The following is a 17,847-nucleotide window of genomic DNA, read 5'->3' on the forward strand; positions in this document are numbered from 1 at the left end:
CCTAAGCACGCTTCAAGCGCAAAGCATTTAAGACCACAAACAACGAGCTGAGTGACATACCAATAGCAGCGAGCCATGGTGGCACGTAACCCAAAGCTGCTGGTATCAACACAATACTGTTGTACACCAGTGCCCAGCGAAAGTTTTGTTTGATGATGCGTTCTGTTTTATCAGCGATACGTTTGGCCGCAGTAATAGCTTCTATTTGACCGTTTAAGATAATACTATCGCTCGATACTTGCGCCAAATCTGCCGCGCCAGCAATCGAAGTCGAGACATCTGCTGCTGCTAATACGGGAGCATCATTGATACCGTCACCAACCATCAACACCACTGCACCTTCAGACTGCAATTTTTGAATATGATTGACCTTATCGGTTGGAGACAGACCATTATAAGCAGATTTCATACCCAAACCTTTCGCCATCACTAACGCTTGTGGACTTGGATCACCCGTCAGCATCACAGACTCGATGCCTAGCGCTTTCAGTGTATCAAGCATCGACTTGGCACTGTCACGCACCTTATCATTAAAGTAAAAACACGCTAGCGCCTGCCAATCGTCTGAATCGTTATTTTGACAAGATAATACTACTGCTGAGCTAGCCCGTTGAGTTACTAAATCAATATTTATATTATTTTCACTAGCATCATTGGTGTTGTCTAAGGCAAAGTCTACATGACCAATCCGATATAACACACCGTCGATCATTGCTTCTACCCCACCCGCTGGATAATGCTGTAGTGATTGCGTGGCTGGCAGGTGCAATTGATAAGCCGCAGTCAGCAATGCGTGGGCAATGGGATGGCGACTACCCACTTCTAGAGCAGCAGCGATGGCTAAGACTTTATCTTTTTGGTCTGATAATGCTAAACCTTCTATATTTTTTTGATTCAGAGGATCAGTTAATTCGATATTGAGTAAGTTTGGCTTACCATAAGTCAGCGTACCCGTTTTATCAAAAGCCACATGGGTTATTTCAGCGAGCGTCTGCAGCGTATGTCCACGCGTCGTTAAAAATCCATAGCTCGCCAACCGATTCGTCGATACCGTCAGGGCAATAGGTGTCGCCAAAGACAATGCACAAGGACAAGTTGCAACCAATACTGCGACGGTCGCCCAAATGGCTTGGCTTGGATCAACGATATACCAACCGATAAACACCAAGACGGACAATACTAAAATCCGTGCTACAAACCAACGTGCCAGCTTATCTGCTTGCTGTGCCAGTTTTGGCTTTTCGCTCATGGCGCGGTTCATAAGTCTATCTATCAAGCCTATCTGGCTGTCTTCTGGTAGTGCGGTGACTAGCATCTCAAACGGTTGACTGTCATTTTGCGCACCACCAACGATATAGTCGCCTTGGGTCTTGATAATCAAGTCGCCCTCACCCGTTAGCAGGCTTTGCGAGACTGTTGCTGTTGAACTGAGCAAAATACCATCACTGATAATTTCAGATCCAGCTTCTACCATGATGATGTCACCCACTTGCAAGCTGTGAGCGGTCACCATTTTTTTATCTTGTATACTATTTTTTTCTTCGACGTTGACGTCTGTTGTTGACTCTGGTTTTGATTCTAGTTTTAATAAAGAGAATTGCTGATTACGCGATTGCTGCCAGTCTTGGGCAATACGTACGGTTAGTTCATGAACGTTATCATCTATGCTCTTCATAAAATTGGGCATAGCACTTGATAAATTTTGGTTGCTTATAACATCCATATTCACATTATCACGTGAAATATCAGCAGTGCCACCTTCTGTATTGCTAGCCGTTTCATTGAGCATGTTCTGCGAAATCTGTTGCAAAATACGCTCAGCAGCTTCTTTATCTTCCGCAACTTTTTGAACCAATACCGGTTCAACCACCACCAAATCATTGGCCATAGTCGCAGCTTTTAGACGAGCATTATGCTCGATGTAACGCCCCGCTAATAAGAAGAAAATAAACATGCTAACCGAATCGTAATACGTTTCCCCTTGCCCAGTGATCGTGGCATAGAGACTGGCGAAGAAAGTCACAATTAGCGCAATACTGACAGGCACGTCCATATTGACTTGGCGGGCACGAACCGCTGACCATGCTGATGTAAAAAACGGTAATCCAGCATAAAAGAAAACAGGTGTGCTGACGAACAATGAAACCCAACGTAGAAAATCACGCTGCAATATCAGCATATCGCTATATTCACCAAAATAGAGCGCCACCGCATACATCATTGCTTGCATCGAACCTAGCGCAGCAATGCCAAGGCGCAGCAGCATTTGATTGGTATGGCGTGCCAGCATGGCCTCATGCGTGTCTTGACGATAAGGCTTGGCCTCATAGCCGATTTCATTGATAACGGCTAGAATACGGCTAATCGGTAGCTTGTCTTCGTTCCAAATCACTCGCATGCGTTGGTTGGTCAGATTTACCTGACACTTACTGATACCGTCCAATTCGTCGAGACGTGATTCAATCAACCACGTACACGCCGCACAACGCAGATTATTAACAGACAACTCTGCCACTGACATGCCATCCTGCGCATACACAAACTGCTGCTTTATCTCGTCATGATCATAAGCCTCAAGGCGTGTCATTTGAGTAGGCAAGCTTGCCGTACGACTAATCTCCGAGCGATCCAGATAATATTGCTCAAGCCCTGCCTCTACGATACTCTGCGCTGCCAGCTGACAGCCCATACAGCACATTTCACGTGATTGACCCAATATCTCGGCATAGAATGGCGGCTGCGGTACAGGATCGCCGCAATGAAAGCAATCGCCCGCAAGTGGCAGCACTAGACCTTCAATAATCGAGTTGTCTTCATAATGATGGTTTGGGGTAGCGGCTATTGATGGAGGGACACTAGACATAATCGCGCTTACTTCCTTTAGACAGGTTTGCTCGAACCTTATTCGTTTCAAGTTCGTTTCAAGTAAATTCGCTTCGCGTGCAGCTTGCTATCATTCACGGTATTTAATGCTTAGGTTATAGAACTTAGGTTATATAACCAAATAAAACAGCAATTTTAGCTAGGGCGTGTCATCAATTAGATTGTGAGGCTTAAAATGAGAAAAATTGTAGATAAACAAGGAAGAAATTGCCGTTAATATGAACATATTGGCAAAATTTCTGACGATGTTTAGCAAAATTTAGCCACTTTAAGGCCACTAAATGTATTAATGTGCTAATTGATGACACGCCGTAGCTCTTGGCTTTGCTAGCATAAAGTAACACGCAACAATAACAGCGAATAATTCATAAAAAACACATCGTTGTAGCAAGATTAAATTGCTATCGTGAACGACTATTCTATATGGCATCCATAAAAGCAATTAAAAGCTCTTGATGCGTTTATATTAATGTGAATACTTTAATAAAGATTATACTATAAGCAAGTACTGTAAGCCGTCTCAATGCTCATAGTTTAATACCAATGAATGCCGACTTTGACGATGATAGATTGAAAAATTTGTCATTTTGCGTCATTATGAAGCAGTTTTTTATCCCAAAATGGTGCGATATCAGTGCAAAAATCCAATTCCAAGCTACCAAATACCCAGTTACCACAGTCTGCTAGGCCTATTGTAAGCACGCTACCTTCACAGCAGCGCGGCTTGGTATTTAGTAGTCTTATATTAATTGTCATTATCGCGGGTATGGTGCTGCTCGCGCTATACTTAATCAAACTTGATCGTACCATTACCCATAAGTTCGAGGGTAAGCGTTGGGACATTCCTGCCAAAGTATATTCACAGCCACTTGAATTATATCAAGGTGCTAGTGTCGATACAGATACGATGAAAACTTGGCTAGAATTGCTCAATTATCAAAGCAATAAAGCTTATGATCGAACTGGCACTTATCATAAGTCAGGTAATACCTACTTTATCCATACGCGTGGCTTTACTTATAGCGCCAATGATGTGGACAAAGAGCAAGTCATCAAAATGACTATTAATGGTAATAAGATTTCATCGGTACAGAGCACCTTACCTGCCAAGAGCGGCATCATTCGCTTAGAGCCTGTCAATATTGGTGGTATTTACCCAGACAGTAACGAAGATCGTATGGTCGTCTCATTAGATGACGTGCCGCAGCCGCTCATCGACGCGTTGATCGCCACGGAAGACCGTGGGTTTTATGAGCACAAAGGGGTATCTGTACGCGGTATCGCACGCGCCGTAATAAATAATTTCTCTGGTGGCTCTAGACAGGGCGGCTCCACCATTACTCAGCAGTTGATCAAAAACTTCTATCTCAACTCAGACCGTACGCTCAAACGCAAAGCCAACGAAGCATTGATGGCTGTATTGCTTGAATTGCATTACAGCAAAGACGAAATTCTACAGACGTATCTAAACGAGATTTATTTAGGTCAGAATGGTAAGCGCTCTATCAATGGTTTTGGCTTGGCCTCACAGTTTTATTTTGGCAAACCACTCAAAGAGCTACGCTTAGATCAACAAGCAATGCTTGTCGGTATGGCAAAAGGCCCAAGTATTTATAATCCGCGTCGCAATCCAAATGACTCAAAAGAACGCCGTAATGTTGTCCTTAGTAATATGCTGGCCGTAGAGTCACTTAGCCAAGAAGACTATGATAAAGCGATTGAACGACCGCTCGATATCGTTGAAAAACCTGTTGAGGGTAAGAGCCAATTCCCTGACTTTTTGGATATTGTCAAACGTGAACTGAACACTGTTTATTATTCTGATGATCTCAAAAACGAAGGTTTAACTATTATCAGTACGTTAGACCCAATTGCGCAGTTGGCAGCAGACAAAGCCGTTGATAAAAAACTGGGTGAGCTACGTCGCAAGAGCAGCAAAACCAAAGATTTGCAAGGTGCGCTAGTGAGTGCCAATCCTGAAACTGGCGAGCTGGTATCTGTGGTCGGTAGTGGCAGTGAGTTTACAGGCTTTAACCGTGCCGTCGATGCCAAGCGTCAAGTCGGTTCATTATTAAAGCCTGTCATTTATATGACAGCGCTTGAAAGTGGTCGCTACAATCTCGCAAGCTCGGTAGATGACTCACCAATTACGGTCAATCTCAGTGATGGCACTAAATGGAACCCGAAGAACTACGACAATCGTGATCATGGTTATATACCGCTTACCACTGCGCTATCACAATCATATAACCAAGCGGCGGTACGCTTAGGTATGGAGTTTGGGATTGATACCTTTGCTAAGCAGTTAAAGCGTATGGGTGTCAAAGAGGATATACCACCTTACCCTTCAGCATTGCTAGGCTCTGTCAATCTCAGCCCAATGGATATGCTTGGCGTATACCAAGTCTTTGCGACTGGTGGCTTTCGCACCCCTATTCATAGTATTCGTACGGTGATAGATGATCGCGGCCGTATCTTGCAGCGTACTGGACTCAATACTCAGCGCAGCATCCCACCTGAGACCAACTACCTAACGAATTACGCGCTACAGCAAGTGGTCGCAACTGGTTCTGCTAAACGTGCAAAATCACTTGGTAGCAATTTAAACTTGGCGGGTAAAACAGGTACTACGAACGACTTTCGAGATGCTTGGTTTGCTGGTTATAGTGGCAACTACGTTAGTGTGGTTTGGGTTGGTCGTGATGATAACAAACCTATCGGTCTAAGCGGTGGTACTGGCGCATTACCAGTTTGGGTTGATTATATGGACCGTCTCAAGCTGACGCCTGTGTCATTACCAGAGCCTGAAGGCATTGAATGGTTATGGTTGGAGAATAACTCAGGTAAGCTCTCTAATGAGCGCTGTACTGATGCCCGTTATCTGCCAGTACTATCAGCACATCTACCAGAAGAAGCCAGCAGTTGTGCGCTTGGTCTATATCAACAAGACCGTGCACGCGAGCAGTCACAATTGCAAAACCAGCAAGGTAACTTTGAGATTCCAAATGGTGAAGCCGTTGATAGCGATAGTCAAGCTGACAGTGATGAGCAAGATGAAAACGATGCTGATACTTGGTATGAACGTGCCGTTGAATGGTTCTAACATTGCTTTTAAACATTACAAAAGGTCTCAACATGTTGTTATCTCAGAAGCACGCTACCTCAGTCAAGCCAGCCGTTATTGGTAGTCCCAAAAGGCCTACCTCAGCCAATGCTATACTGGTAACCAGCGCACTTATCAGCATGTTGGGTTTGAGCGCTTGTCAGACTGCGCCGACTACGATGACGACAGCCCCTTCTCAAACTGTCCCATTGTCGCAAATACCTAACACATCTGTGACCCCTGTGACTCAAGCTCCTATCTATGAAGAGGATGATGGCAACGATTATCCAATCGAGCCTGATAGTCCAATTGAATCGACAAACCCATTGACGCAAGAGACACCAGTATTCATACCATCTAGTCCAATGCCGACTCAAACGGAAACTATTATTATCACCCCTTCTCGTGAGGATTATGTTACTCCTGAGCCATCAATACCGTCACACAATGAGCTGTTAGAGCACGCTAGAAGAAACTCACAGCAACGGACGCAACAAGCGACCAGTAATAATAGCAACCTGCCAGCATTTCGCAATTTAATGCAAACTGGTATCAGTCAACTCAAAGCGGGTCAACTGACCAACGCCGAAAGTAGCTTTACCCGAGCGCAGCGTCTAGCGCCCAAATCATCAGCGGTTTATTTCTATTTAGCACAAGTGGCATTGAAAAAGAACCAACCTCGTAAAGCAGAGGCAATGGCACGCCGCGGGCTTAGTGTTTCTCAAGACGCCAATCGCAGACGCGCGTTATGGCAAATCATTTTGCAGTCAGGACAGGCACAAGGTAACTCACGTGTGGTCAGTGAGGCAAAACAAGCATTACGCTAATATCAAAACATATCTAAGTGAATAGGCGCCCAGTTTCTAACTTTGCAACCTGTTCACTTTTTATATTTCACACCCCATCATTTATCCAAAATATACATTTAATTTAGCTTAAGGTTATCGTTATGGCATGGCAACAACTACATTTACAATGTGAAAAAGCAAACGTCGATTTGGCTGAGGCACTGCTACTAGAAGCAGGCGCACTGTCTATTGCCTTAGACGATGCAGGTGACCAGCCTTTATTTGAGCCATTACCTGGTGAATCTCCTTTATGGGATGACGTCATTTTGACGGGTTTGTTTGATGCGACGACCGATGCTGGTAGCCTTCAGGTTGTCGAGCAATTGAGTCATGAAATCGCAGCGCAAGTACAGGCCACCCGTGTTTGGCTGAGCGCTGTCGATGATAAAGACTGGGAACGCGAGTGGATGAGTAACTATAATCCTATCGAGTGTGCCAATAACCTATGGATCGTACCTAATTGGCTAACGCCACCGAACCCTGACGCGACTAATATTATTATGGATCCTGGGCTGGCATTTGGTACTGGCTATCATGCGACCACCCGCTTATGTCTTGATTGGCTGACAGAGCAAGATTTAAAAGATAAAGTGGTCATTGATTATGGTTGTGGCTCAGGTATTTTGGGCATTGCTGCTTTGCTATTGGGTGCGCGCCAAGTGTATGCGGTCGATATCGATCCACAAGCGGTATTGGCAACCAATCAAAATGCAGAACGCAATGATGTTGGTAACCGTCTACAAGCATTCTTGCCAGAAGAATTTACAGATTACTGTTCACAGAATACTGTCTTGCCAGTAGACGTTATCGTCGCAAATATCTTGGCAAAGCCCCTGATTGGCCTAGCGCCTTACTTTGCAACTTTAATCGCGCAAAAAGGTAGAATCGTACTAGCAGGCTTGATAGAGTCACAGACTGACCAAGTCACTGATGCTTATCAGCCTTATTTTGCCCTTGACGCAAAGCATGCTTTTACAGCGCAAGAAGACCAGCATTGGCAACGTCTATCTGGTACATTTACAGGCTAGCAACATTTAATTACATCTGTTACGATAGAGGGCAGTCAGATACCCTGTGTTTGACGCCACTCTATCTGTGCTCATGACTTATAGATTTTTGAAAGCTTTTGAATGATGGCATTAGCATCATAGGCAGCCTTTATTGAGTGGCTAAACGGTATTGATAACCATATTTTTTGGATTCGACCCTATGACTACGCCAATACAGACCCAATGCCCTCATTGCAAAAACTGCTTGAAAACACAGCAGGATCAGCTGAATAAAGACAATGCAACGGTCATCTGTGATCAGTGCCAACAAAGTTTTTTAGTCAACAAACATCTTATTGTGAACCCTGATGTTTCCCAGACGTCACTATCTCCAGTAGCTACGACAACGATCCCTAAAAATGATAAATCGACTCCAAATGACCACTCTGTAAAAACTTCCAAAATCGACCATAAAAACAGCTCAGTTAACACTAAATCAGTACTCAAAAAACCACCTTCAAAAAAAATCTCCTCTGACATATTGATCTATGATGACATGGATACTGATGAGCCAGACGATACCTCTTTAGAATATGACTCTCTAGACAGTATGGATGCATGGTTGGATCAAATAAATGAGGCCAATCATACTTCAGTAGCGCCTGATGAACCGTCGAACACTACCTCTGACACAACCAGTAAAAGCATCAGTTCAGCCGTCTCTAATGATATTCACGCCAATATCGATGATACTACTGACAACTCATGGCTCGAAAAGCTTCTGAAAGACCAAAATAAAAACGAAGACATACTGCAAGACGATACCGATTTATCTCAATTATTACTCGATATGGGCGTACCACTTAAAGACGAAGACAAGACCATTGACGAACGTATGAGAAAGTCTCAAGAGCAATTCATACCAACACCGAGGAAACGTTCAGCAGCATCGGTACTATGGATACTCGGATGTTTAGTATTGGCACTATTGCTGTTTGCACAATATGTCATTTTCAACTTAGAAACCTTGGTAAAAAATCCTGCTCATGCTGGAAAACTCCAGTCAATATGTTCAGCTATTTCTTGTAGCTTGCCCAGTGCCGATATAAATGCTCTGACTATCACCAATACCAATCATAGATCCAGTAGAATAAAAACGACGGGTAAATTTAGCGATATAAGCGCTACATTAAACAATCAAAGTGCAAGCACGCAGCTATATCCGAATGTTAAAGTCAGCGTCTATGGTACCAACGAGCTGATTGGTGAATTTATCGCTGCACCAAGTGATTATCTATTGAGTAAGCAAAGCCAGCTTGCTGCAGACAGTAACCGTCAGGTACTCTTTACTATACCTGTTGCCAATACACAAATTCGTGATGTTAGCATCAGTCCCTTATACTAAGCTTTGAGCTAAATTAAAATTTAGTACATGGAGTTGGTGTCTATCAATCACAAAAGTTCGTATCAACAATATTGAGAATAAGCTTTCGTAAATAGCGCCAATGCTAAGATAACCGCCAATATATCAGCGCTAGACGACATTAATTTGATATAATACCCACAATATCTTATGGTTTGATTCTCCCTAATCCCAAGGACATTATCTTATGGCGCCTCATGCACAGCATTATGCCAATCATTTTGCTACAAGCTCTGAGCATCCTGCCGATTATAATAAAGAAAAATACCCTCAGCCGACTCACCAACTTAATGCGTCAGTAGATAGCTATGCGAGTAATACGCATGAGCCGCTACGAGTACATGTTGAGCGTGTGGTACGACAGTACTTTGCGATGCTAGGCGATGAGACACCCACCGACTTATACGAGCTTATCTTAAAACAAATAGAAGAACCGCTCTTATCTGTCGTCCTTGAAAAAACTCGAGGCAATCAAACCAAATGTGCGCAAATCCTAGGTCTAAACCGTGGCACTTTACGCAAAAAACTCAAAACTTATGACTTAATGTAGCCCTTGCTCTATGAGCACACTTATCTTTACCAACCATTACTATGTATGGCAATTTAATATTCATGACATTATCCATTGTGATACTGCTTGCAATAATTGTCTTCATCACCTTGCCAGACGTTTACGTCAGGCTTTTTTTATGGAAGTTTTTTTATGAGTACTACCCCACTTGCATTGTTATCGGTCTCCGACAAATCTAATATCGTTGAATTTGCTCAGGGCCTTATTAAAGCAGGCTTTGGCTTGCTATCTACTGGCGGTACTTATCGGTTACTCACAGAAAATAACGTTGATGTGACAGAGGTATCAGACTATACCGGTTTCCCTGAAATGATGGACGGTCGTGTCAAAACACTACACCCTAAAATTCATGGTGGTATCTTAGGACGCCGTGGTACAGACGATGCTGTCATGAGTGAGCATGCGATTGACCGTATAGATTTGGTGGTGGTGAATTTATATCCGTTTGCTGAAACGATTGCTCGTGCTGATGTCACGATGAACGATGCCATCGAAAACATCGATATCGGCGGCCCTACCATGGTCCGTTCAGCTGCCAAAAATCACGCCCATGTGGGTATCGTGACTGATCCGGCTGATTATGATCGCATCCTTACTGCTTTAGGTGATGGTACTGCATTGACAACTGCTCTACGCTACGACTTAGCAGTTAAGGCTTTTGAACATACGGCACAGTACGACGGTATGATTGCCAACTTCTTAGGCAGTCGTGTTAACAAAAACCAAGAAGCAGAAAACTTTTCACGTACATTCAATGTACAGCTTGAAAAAGTCCAAGACCTACGCTACGGCGAAAACCCACATCAAAACGCTGCTTTCTATATCGAAAATCAGCCACTAAAGAGCCAACAAGCCTCTATAGCGACTGCCAAGCAACTACAAGGTAAAGCACTGTCTTATAACAATATCGCTGACACTGATGCGGCTCTTGAGTGTGTAAAAGCCTTTAGCACACCTGCCTGCGTCATCGTCAAGCATGCAAACCCTTGTGGCGTCGCAGTTGATAATGATCAGGTAGCTGCTTATAACACCGCTTTCAGCACTGATCCTGAGTCTTCTTTCGGTGGTATCATTGCCTTTAACCGCCCATTGACGCTTGCAGCAGCAAAAGCCATTATCGACAATCAATTTGTAGAAGTGATTATCGCGCCTAGTATCGAAGACGGTGTGCTTGAAGCGACTGCTGCTAAGAAAAACGTACGTGTATTGGTATGCGGCGAGTTACCAGCCCCAGATCAACGCGATATCCAACTAGACTATAAGCGCGTTAATGGTGGTCTACTCGTCCAAGAGCAAGATCTTGGTTTGATTACCGCCAATGACCTAAAAATCGTCACTGATGTACAGCCGACTGAAGCACAAATTGCTGATCTACTGTTCAGCTGGAACGTAGCAAAATACGTCAAATCTAACGCCATTGTCTATGCCAAAGGGCAACGCACTATCGGTGTTGGCGCAGGTCAGATGAGCCGCGTTAACTCAGCTCGTATTGCTGCTATCAAAGCAGAGCACGCTGGACTAGCGACTGAAGGTGCTGTCATGGCATCAGACGCGTTCTTCCCATTCCGTGATGGTATCGATAACGCTGCTGCAGTAGGCATCTCTGCCATTATCCAGCCAGGTGGCTCTATGCGTGATGACGAAACCATCGCTGCAGCCAATGAGCATGGCATTGCAATGGTCTTCACTGGTATGCGCCATTTCCGCCATTAAAATGTGTTTTATCACCTTGAAAAATAGCATTAATAGCATTAATAGCAGAATGAAACTTTATATTGCTATCAATGCTACATTCTTATGATAAAAGCAATATCCATTAAAAAAGCCACTATAAATAGTGGCTTTTTTATATTTCAAATTTGATAAGAATATTTAGAAGATACGGTTTAACAAGTAAATCATATTTCCCTTAATACCCTTATTTTAATATACTTATTTCAACACCTTTATCTCTAGCGCCCTTGCGCATTTGACATATTGGCTTCATTAATCTCAACTTTATACACCAAGCGTAGATAATCTAAATAGTCTTGTAGCTGATCCTGACCTAAGTTATCACGGATAATGCTAGCCGTTTGCGCTCTTTGCGCATCAGATAATGGAGACTGTGGTTCTGTCTTGATACGATCACCAACCAACAGAGTAGCACCCGTTTCTGTTTCGCTCGCAACAGCAACCACACCATTATTAGCCGCTTGCTGACTGAAAGCCAATCCACGCTCTTTTTCTGTCAATAGCGTCGTTTGACGATTCACTGCACCCAATGATTGAAGACTGACTGGCTGCTTACTAATATCAGCTGACGTTTTAATACCAGCAACCAACGATTTGGCTTCTTTCAATGCCAATGCTGTGGCTTTCTGCTGACGTAGTATCTGGGTAATTCTTGGTGTAGCAGCAGATAAAACCAGCGTTTTAGTAGGACGATAATTGCTTGGCTGCACCCATACTGTGCCATTACCCACTTCGATACCAGCGGTCACTGCTTGATCTTGAATGGTAAACTCATCAAATGCTTGCTTGATCACCGCAGGTTGTGACAGTACTGATGTGTTGTTCTCTTTACGGTAATCTTTGAGACGTTTCAACGACACGTTCTCTTGTTGAGCAATGTCTTCAATACTAAAGCCATCTGCTGCCATATCATTAATCGATGTCACTTTATCAGCATACATTTCCTGACGCTTATACTCGGTAGCCTTGGCTGTTAAGTCATCGCGCATGCTCTCTAGAGTCGGTATTTTACTACCGTTGTCTTCGGTCACCGTAAATATCTGATAGCCAAAGCTGGTCTTGATGGGTGCGGTGATATCACCAACACTCAATCCTTCTAACGCTTTTTCAACTGCTGTCGCGTCATTGCCGAATACAGAAGCGTTAAAGCGACCGATACTACCACCCGTCTCTCCTGATGGATCATCTGACTCTGATTTGGCCAATGCTACAAACGATGCCCCTTTGTCTAAACGAGCCTTAACGCTATCTGCTCTTGTCTTAGCATTATCACCTGTCAATAGAATTTGACTAACTTGACGCTCATCAACGATGGCTTGCTCTTGCTTATAAGCTTCATACTGCTGCTGCAAGTCTTCTTTTGTAACATCTGTCACTTGGATAGTTTGGGGACTGAGTTGCAGATAAGCCAAATCTACCATTGCCGCACTTTTTAGCGTGTCTTTATTGGCATCATAATAGGCTTGTATGTCATTTTTGCTCAATTTCACCTGATCGGTATAGTCTTGCCAATTGAAGCGATGCAACCAGACGTTGCGCGACTCAAGCTGCAGATCTATCAACTGACTGACCGCTTGCATTGGATATACTGCTGTACCGACGATACTGGCATTAAGCTGATCCAAGCTTAACTGATTGCGAAATTCAGCAAACAACTGATTCTTTGTCATACCGCGCTGACGCAAAAAGTTCGCAAATTGATCGTTAGAGAAATTACCATCAGCATCCTGAAAAACTTCTTCTTGACGCAACAAACGATTAATTGTGTCATCAGAAACAGTCATACCAAGCTTTCCTGCTTGCTGCTCTAATAGCGTACGATCAATAAGACCTTTTAGAACTTGCTCGTGCAACACATCTTCATTTAATAGACTGGCATCCTCAACTTGTTCTAATATTTCAGTACGACGGCTATTGACAGCAGACTGATATTCGGTCAGCCCTACGCTTGCATCACCTACCTGAGCGACTTGGTTGGGATCGACTCCACCGCCAAAGTAGCTTTCGACACCCAATAGAGCGAGCGGCGATAGGCATAAAATCAATAAAATGCGACCTGGCCAGCTTTTTAAGAAATCGCGCAATTTATCCATAGTTATCTCTGCTGTATTAACCTATATTGATGAAAAACCATTGTAATATTAATATGAATATCAATGCTATCTAAGCAGGCAATGGTAAAAGTAAGCGCGCGTGCATTTTATATAGAAAGACAAGACTGACTAAAGCAGCCTAGTTTCAACAACGCATCTATCGCGCGCCCTATGATACGTGATTTTTGGTGTAGACTCAAAATATTCACGTTGTATGATACAAACTATCGCAATAAAAAAAGCACCCAAATATTAGGTGCTTTTTTATGACTTAGAGTATGACGTTAAACCATACTCTAAATCATCATCTACTTTACTATTAGTAAGCGCTATGTTTATTCGTATATCACGTCATAACCCAGCGCTTACTGATAATAGTATGGCTTAGTTCAAGCGCTCTTTTAAGTTTTTACCAGCTTTGAAGCTAGGTACTTTGCTTGCAGGGATGCTAAGCTCTTCACCAGTCTTAGGGTTACGGCCAGTACGCGCTTTGCGGTCTTTTACGCTGAAAGTACCAAAACCAACTAATGAGATGCTATCGCCAGCTTCTAGCGCTTCACCAACACTTTCCATAACAGCATTCAATGCATCACCAGCTTGGGTTTTGTTTAGACCACTTTTGTCTGCGATGCTATCAATTAATTCTGACTTATTCATAAAATTTCCTTCAAGTTTAAGGGGGATAATAAACGCTCACGCCAAGCATTGTAACGCTCTCATAGCATTTAAGCAATAAAAACTGCCTGACTGACGTATTAACAGGTTTCGCTTTGTTATCGTCTTTATATCAAGGCAGCATAAGGAGCGCAAGCGATTTTACATATTTTTGTTCACTACACTACGTATTTGACACTCAATGTTACGCAAAGTATCTTCAACGGTTCTATCAAGGCACAATGTTAAATTAATATGATCTTATCTTAAAGACATATCTATATATTATCTTATCGTCTAGCCCTAGTCAGGTCACATTAATACACCATCAGTCACAAACACTCGTGTCTTTATTGCCTAACAAATTGTAAAGTAATAATTTACCAACTGACAGAAACTAGCGTTACTTTTTATTATAAAGGCGTTACTATAAGCAAAATATTACTGCACATTTTGCGTCAATTTTGACCCTTGATTGTCTTTTGCCTATAATTTGCCAAATAAAAAAACGGATTATTTACATGAAGCGTTCTACGTTGTCTCACTCTTTTTCTAATATCATTCTGGTGTTCATCGAGTCGGCGCTGACATTATTGTTACGTTTAGATCCTGAACTGCGTAGAGCTGCTTATCCGCTTGCTAAGCAAGGTACTGTTGTAGCATTGCGATTGTACTTGCCGCACGTTGAAATTTTTGCCACTTTTAGTACCAAAGGCGTATTGCTAGATGCCCAGTTACCTATAGATCGTAGCGAACCTGATGTCATCATCAATGCCTACAGTCTCCAAGTCATCAATGCCATTACCACTCATGACAGTGAAACGACTGAAAAGTTACAAATGCGCGGTGAGTCTGTACAAGTACAGTTGGTCAAACAATTCATCATGCAACTTGGTTTAGGCAGCTTAATTCAAGGCTTAATCAAAAAGATAAAAGGTGGCAAAGGTAAATCTAAGCCAACTGAAGCCGACCTAGCAGAAAAAAAGGAAAACTATAAGTTACGCATTAAAGAACAACAAACCCAGATAAACACTCTTACTATCAAAAACCGTGAACTTGAAACCACCGTCAAGGAATTACAAAGTAAGCAAAAGATACTTGTTATTGTGACGGTCGCTGCTCTTATCATTATGATTGGCACTATCATTGCGTTATTAATGAATTAATCTCAATGGTACGTCATAATTTAGAACGATGGCTTAATAAAAAGCGGCAGATATCCATTACAGGATATCTGCCGCTTTTTGCTTCTTAACCACCTCAATACTTAGTCACTTCAACACTTAGTCAACTCAACATAGTAGGCAGACAATCTTACAACCTTCTGTTTCTCAGTACATTCAAAAACTCTAAGCCCACTCTCTATAATCACCACTACTAAACTGTTTTATGACTGCTTCTAAATACCATTGTTTTTATCAATCGTAGTAATAAGCTAGATTAACCATTCAACCACACTTTAATCTTGACTAAATTACTCGGGATTAAGTATAATTGGTCCAATCGTTGCACACATCGGGTCAATCATCTGTTGTTTAATAACGATAAGACACAACTTAGCTGCCCTATGATTTATATCCGTAGTTTGCGTATTTATATAAGTTATTGTAGATATCATCTCGCTAAGATCGTTGTTAACTAAAATGACATAACAGTTTGGAGATAACACATGCGTTTGACTACTCGAGGCAGATATGCCGTTACTGCGTTACTAGATTTGGCATTACAAACCAGCCAACAAGAAAGTGCAGTATCCTTATCTGATATAGCCAAACGGCAATCGATTTCTATCTCTTATCTTGAGCAATTATTCTCCAAACTTCGCAAACGTGGACTCGTTACCAGTATTCGCGGTGCAGCCGGTGGTTATCATTTGGCTAAGCCATTAGACGAGATAGATGTGATGAGCATCATATCTGCCGTCGATGAGTCTGTGAATGCGATGCAGTGTGAAGGACGTGGTGATTGCCAAGGTGGTACAATGTGCTTAACCCATGATTTATGGTGTGCACTGTCAAATCATATCGAACAGTACTTGAATAATATAACATTAGCACAATTATTAGACATGGAAAACGTGCAGTCAGTTTCCGAACGTCAGCATAGCTCTACTAAAGAGATTTCCATAAAAGACATCAATACTATTACTCTATCGAACAGCGAGGCAAACCCAGCATGAGCCAACATAACAACCTTATATACTTAGATTATGCCGCCACTACTCCAGTTGCTAAATCAGTAGCTGCCAAAATGAGCGAGTATTTGACTGTAGACGGTATCTTTGGTAACCCAGCCTCGCGCTCGCACGGTTACGGCTGGCAAGCAGAAGAAGCAGTAGAGACAGCGCGTCAACAAGTGGCTGAAGTCATTAACGCTGATCCACGCGAAATCGTCTTTACCTCTGGTGCTACTGAGTCTGACAACCTAGCTATTAAAGGTGCTGCACATTTTTACCAGTCTCGTGGTAAGCACATTATCACCAGTAAAATTGAACACAAAGCGGTACTAGATACCTGCCGTGAGCTTGAGCAAGAAGGGTTTGAGATCACTTATCTTGAGCCGCAACCAAGCACTGGGCTAATCTTGCCAGAACAAGTTAAAGAAGCGCTACGTGAGGATACAATCCTAGTATCACTTATGATGGTTAACAATGAGCTTGGTACGCTTACTGATGTGAAAGCGATTGGTGAAATCACTCGCGAAGCTGGTGTGGTTTTCCATGTTGATGGTGCACAATCAGTGGGTAAAGTATTGATCAATCTTGCAGAGATGAAAATCGACTTGATGAGCTTCTCAGGTCATAAAGCCTACGGTCCTAAAGGTATCGGTGCTCTGTTTGTTAGCCGCAAGCCACGTATTCGTCTAAAAGCTGAGCAACATGGTGGTGGTCACGAGCGTGGCATGCGTTCAGGTACTTTGCCTACGCATCAAATCGTTGGTCTTGGCGCAGCATTTGCTCTAGCCAATGACAGATATAAAGAAGACAATGCCCACGCAGCAAAACTACGCCAAAAGCTGTGGGATGGTCTACAAGATATTGAAGAGATTTACTTAAACGGTGATTTAGAGCATAGCGTTCCTAACATTGTGAACATCAGCTTTAACTTCGTTGAAGGTGAGTCGCTGATGATGTCACTTAAAGACTTGGCTGTCTCATCAGGCTCGGCCTGTACGTCAGCGACGCTTGAGCCATCATATGTATTACGTGCTATTGGCCGTCCAGATGAATTGGCACATAGCTCTATCCGCTTTAGCTTTGGTCGTTATACGACTGAAGAAGATATCGACACCGTTATCAAGCAAATGCATGAAGCCGTTGACAAATTACGTGCCCTATCACCACTTTGGGATATGTACCAAGATGGCGTTGATTTAGATTCAGTCGAATGGGCTGAGCACTAAAATTACCAAAAACGAAGATATGGCTATCGAACATAGCCATTAACCGATTGATCAGACAATTACGATTAAGTGTTTGACCCCAATTATCAATGAGTAGCAGCGTTCAAACCAATCAGCTACTGCTCATTATCTAACTAGGAGAAAACC

At 42.8% G+C, this 17,847-nt stretch carries 12 protein-coding genes; 9 read left to right on the forward strand and 3 right to left on the reverse strand.

Annotation, left to right across the window (positions count from 1 at the left end; all coding sequences use genetic code 11):
* Position 1: 1 nt before the first annotated feature.
* Positions 2-2,863 (reverse strand): heavy metal translocating P-type ATPase, encoded by a 2,862-nt coding sequence (locus I6E61_RS07480; protein ID WP_197132524.1) that lies wholly within the window; start codon positions 2,861-2,863, stop codon positions 2-4.
* A 654-nt stretch (positions 2,864-3,517) separates the two neighbouring features.
* On the opposite strand from I6E61_RS07480, the gene mrcB reads away from it, so the two are divergent.
* The 6 genes from mrcB to purH all read left to right on the forward strand — a co-directional run bounded on the left by mrcB (position 3,518) and on the right by purH (position 11,530).
* Positions 3,518-5,986 (forward strand): penicillin-binding protein 1B, encoded by a 2,469-nt coding sequence (mrcB, locus tag I6E61_RS07485; RefSeq protein ID WP_197132527.1) that lies wholly within the window; start codon positions 3,518-3,520, stop codon positions 5,984-5,986.
* A gap of 32 nt (positions 5,987-6,018) precedes the next feature.
* Positions 6,019-6,813, forward strand: a complete 795-nt coding sequence (locus I6E61_RS07490) for a tetratricopeptide repeat protein (RefSeq protein WP_197132530.1) — start codon at positions 6,019-6,021, stop codon at positions 6,811-6,813.
* A 122-nt stretch (positions 6,814-6,935) separates the two neighbouring features.
* On the forward strand, positions 6,936-7,862 hold the full coding sequence (gene prmA / locus I6E61_RS07495) for a 50S ribosomal protein L11 methyltransferase (protein WP_197132533.1): 927 nt from the start codon (positions 6,936-6,938) through the stop codon (positions 7,860-7,862).
* A 181-nt stretch (positions 7,863-8,043) separates the two neighbouring features.
* Positions 8,044-9,228 carry a DUF3426 domain-containing protein gene (locus I6E61_RS07500; RefSeq protein WP_197132536.1) on the forward strand — a complete coding sequence of 395 codons (1,185 nt, stop codon included), beginning with the start codon at positions 8,044-8,046 and terminating at the stop codon, positions 9,226-9,228.
* A 205-nt stretch (positions 9,229-9,433) separates the two neighbouring features.
* The gene (gene fis, locus I6E61_RS07505) at positions 9,434-9,796 is read left to right on the forward strand and encodes a DNA-binding transcriptional regulator Fis (protein ID WP_197132539.1); all 363 of its coding nucleotides are present in this window, start codon (positions 9,434-9,436) and stop codon (positions 9,794-9,796) included.
* A 153-nt stretch (positions 9,797-9,949) separates the two neighbouring features.
* Positions 9,950-11,530 carry a bifunctional phosphoribosylaminoimidazolecarboxamide formyltransferase/IMP cyclohydrolase gene (gene purH, locus I6E61_RS07510; protein ID WP_197132542.1) on the forward strand — a complete coding sequence of 527 codons (1,581 nt, stop codon included), beginning with the start codon at positions 9,950-9,952 and terminating at the stop codon, positions 11,528-11,530.
* A gap of 239 nt (positions 11,531-11,769) precedes the next feature.
* Here purH and I6E61_RS07515 read toward each other — a convergent pair whose 3' ends face one another.
* Complete coding sequence (locus I6E61_RS07515) at positions 11,770-13,644, reverse strand: SurA N-terminal domain-containing protein (RefSeq protein ID WP_197132545.1); 1,875 nt, start codon at positions 13,642-13,644, stop codon at positions 11,770-11,772.
* Positions 13,645-14,028: 384 nt separating this feature from the next.
* On the reverse strand, positions 14,029-14,301 hold the full coding sequence (locus I6E61_RS07520; protein WP_045445077.1) for an HU family DNA-binding protein: 273 nt from the start codon (positions 14,299-14,301) through the stop codon (positions 14,029-14,031).
* 518 nt (positions 14,302-14,819) lie between these two features.
* On the opposite strand from I6E61_RS07520, the gene I6E61_RS07525 reads away from it, so the two are divergent.
* From I6E61_RS07525 to I6E61_RS07535, 3 genes are all read left to right on the forward strand, one after another.
* Positions 14,820-15,464, forward strand: coding sequence for a hypothetical protein (locus I6E61_RS07525; RefSeq protein ID WP_197132548.1), 645 nt, complete (start codon positions 14,820-14,822; stop codon positions 15,462-15,464).
* 503 nt (positions 15,465-15,967) lie between these two features.
* The gene (locus tag I6E61_RS07530; protein WP_197132551.1) at positions 15,968-16,477 is read left to right on the forward strand and encodes an Rrf2 family transcriptional regulator; all 510 of its coding nucleotides are present in this window, start codon (positions 15,968-15,970) and stop codon (positions 16,475-16,477) included.
* Positions 16,474-17,700, forward strand: a complete 1,227-nt coding sequence (locus I6E61_RS07535; RefSeq protein ID WP_197132554.1) for an IscS subfamily cysteine desulfurase — start codon at positions 16,474-16,476, stop codon at positions 17,698-17,700. The genes I6E61_RS07530 and I6E61_RS07535 overlap by 4 nt, the downstream gene beginning before the upstream one ends.
* The last annotated feature ends 147 nt before the right edge of the window (positions 17,701-17,847 follow it).

It is taken from the genome of Psychrobacter sp. NZS113, assembly GCF_015864825.1.
GTDB lineage: Bacteria > Pseudomonadota > Gammaproteobacteria > Pseudomonadales > Moraxellaceae > Psychrobacter.

Excerpts from the sequence above, each read along its gene's own strand:
- I6E61_RS07525 (WP_197132548.1), top strand. The coding sequence starts at position 14,820 with ATGAAGCGTTCTACGTTGTCTCACTCTTTTTCTAATATCATTCTGGTG.
- prmA (WP_197132533.1), top strand. The coding sequence starts at position 6,936 with ATGGCATGGCAACAACTACATTTACAATGTGAAAAAGCAAACGTCGAT.
- I6E61_RS07500 (WP_197132536.1), top strand. The coding sequence starts at position 8,044 with ATGACTACGCCAATACAGACCCAATGCCCTCATTGCAAAAACTGCTTG.
- I6E61_RS07515 (WP_197132545.1), bottom strand. The coding sequence starts at position 13,644 with ATGGATAAATTGCGCGATTTCTTAAAAAGCTGGCCAGGTCGCATTTTA.
- I6E61_RS07535 (WP_197132554.1), top strand. The coding sequence starts at position 16,474 with ATGAGCCAACATAACAACCTTATATACTTAGATTATGCCGCCACTACT.
- I6E61_RS07520 (WP_045445077.1), bottom strand. The coding sequence starts at position 14,301 with ATGAATAAGTCAGAATTAATTGATAGCATCGCAGACAAAAGTGGTCTA.
- fis (WP_197132539.1), top strand. The coding sequence starts at position 9,434 with ATGGCGCCTCATGCACAGCATTATGCCAATCATTTTGCTACAAGCTCT.
- purH (WP_197132542.1), top strand. The coding sequence starts at position 9,950 with ATGAGTACTACCCCACTTGCATTGTTATCGGTCTCCGACAAATCTAAT.
- I6E61_RS07480 (WP_197132524.1), bottom strand. The coding sequence starts at position 2,863 with ATGTCTAGTGTCCCTCCATCAATAGCCGCTACCCCAAACCATCATTAT.
- I6E61_RS07490 (WP_197132530.1), top strand. The coding sequence starts at position 6,019 with ATGTTGTTATCTCAGAAGCACGCTACCTCAGTCAAGCCAGCCGTTATT.
- I6E61_RS07530 (WP_197132551.1), top strand. The coding sequence starts at position 15,968 with ATGCGTTTGACTACTCGAGGCAGATATGCCGTTACTGCGTTACTAGAT.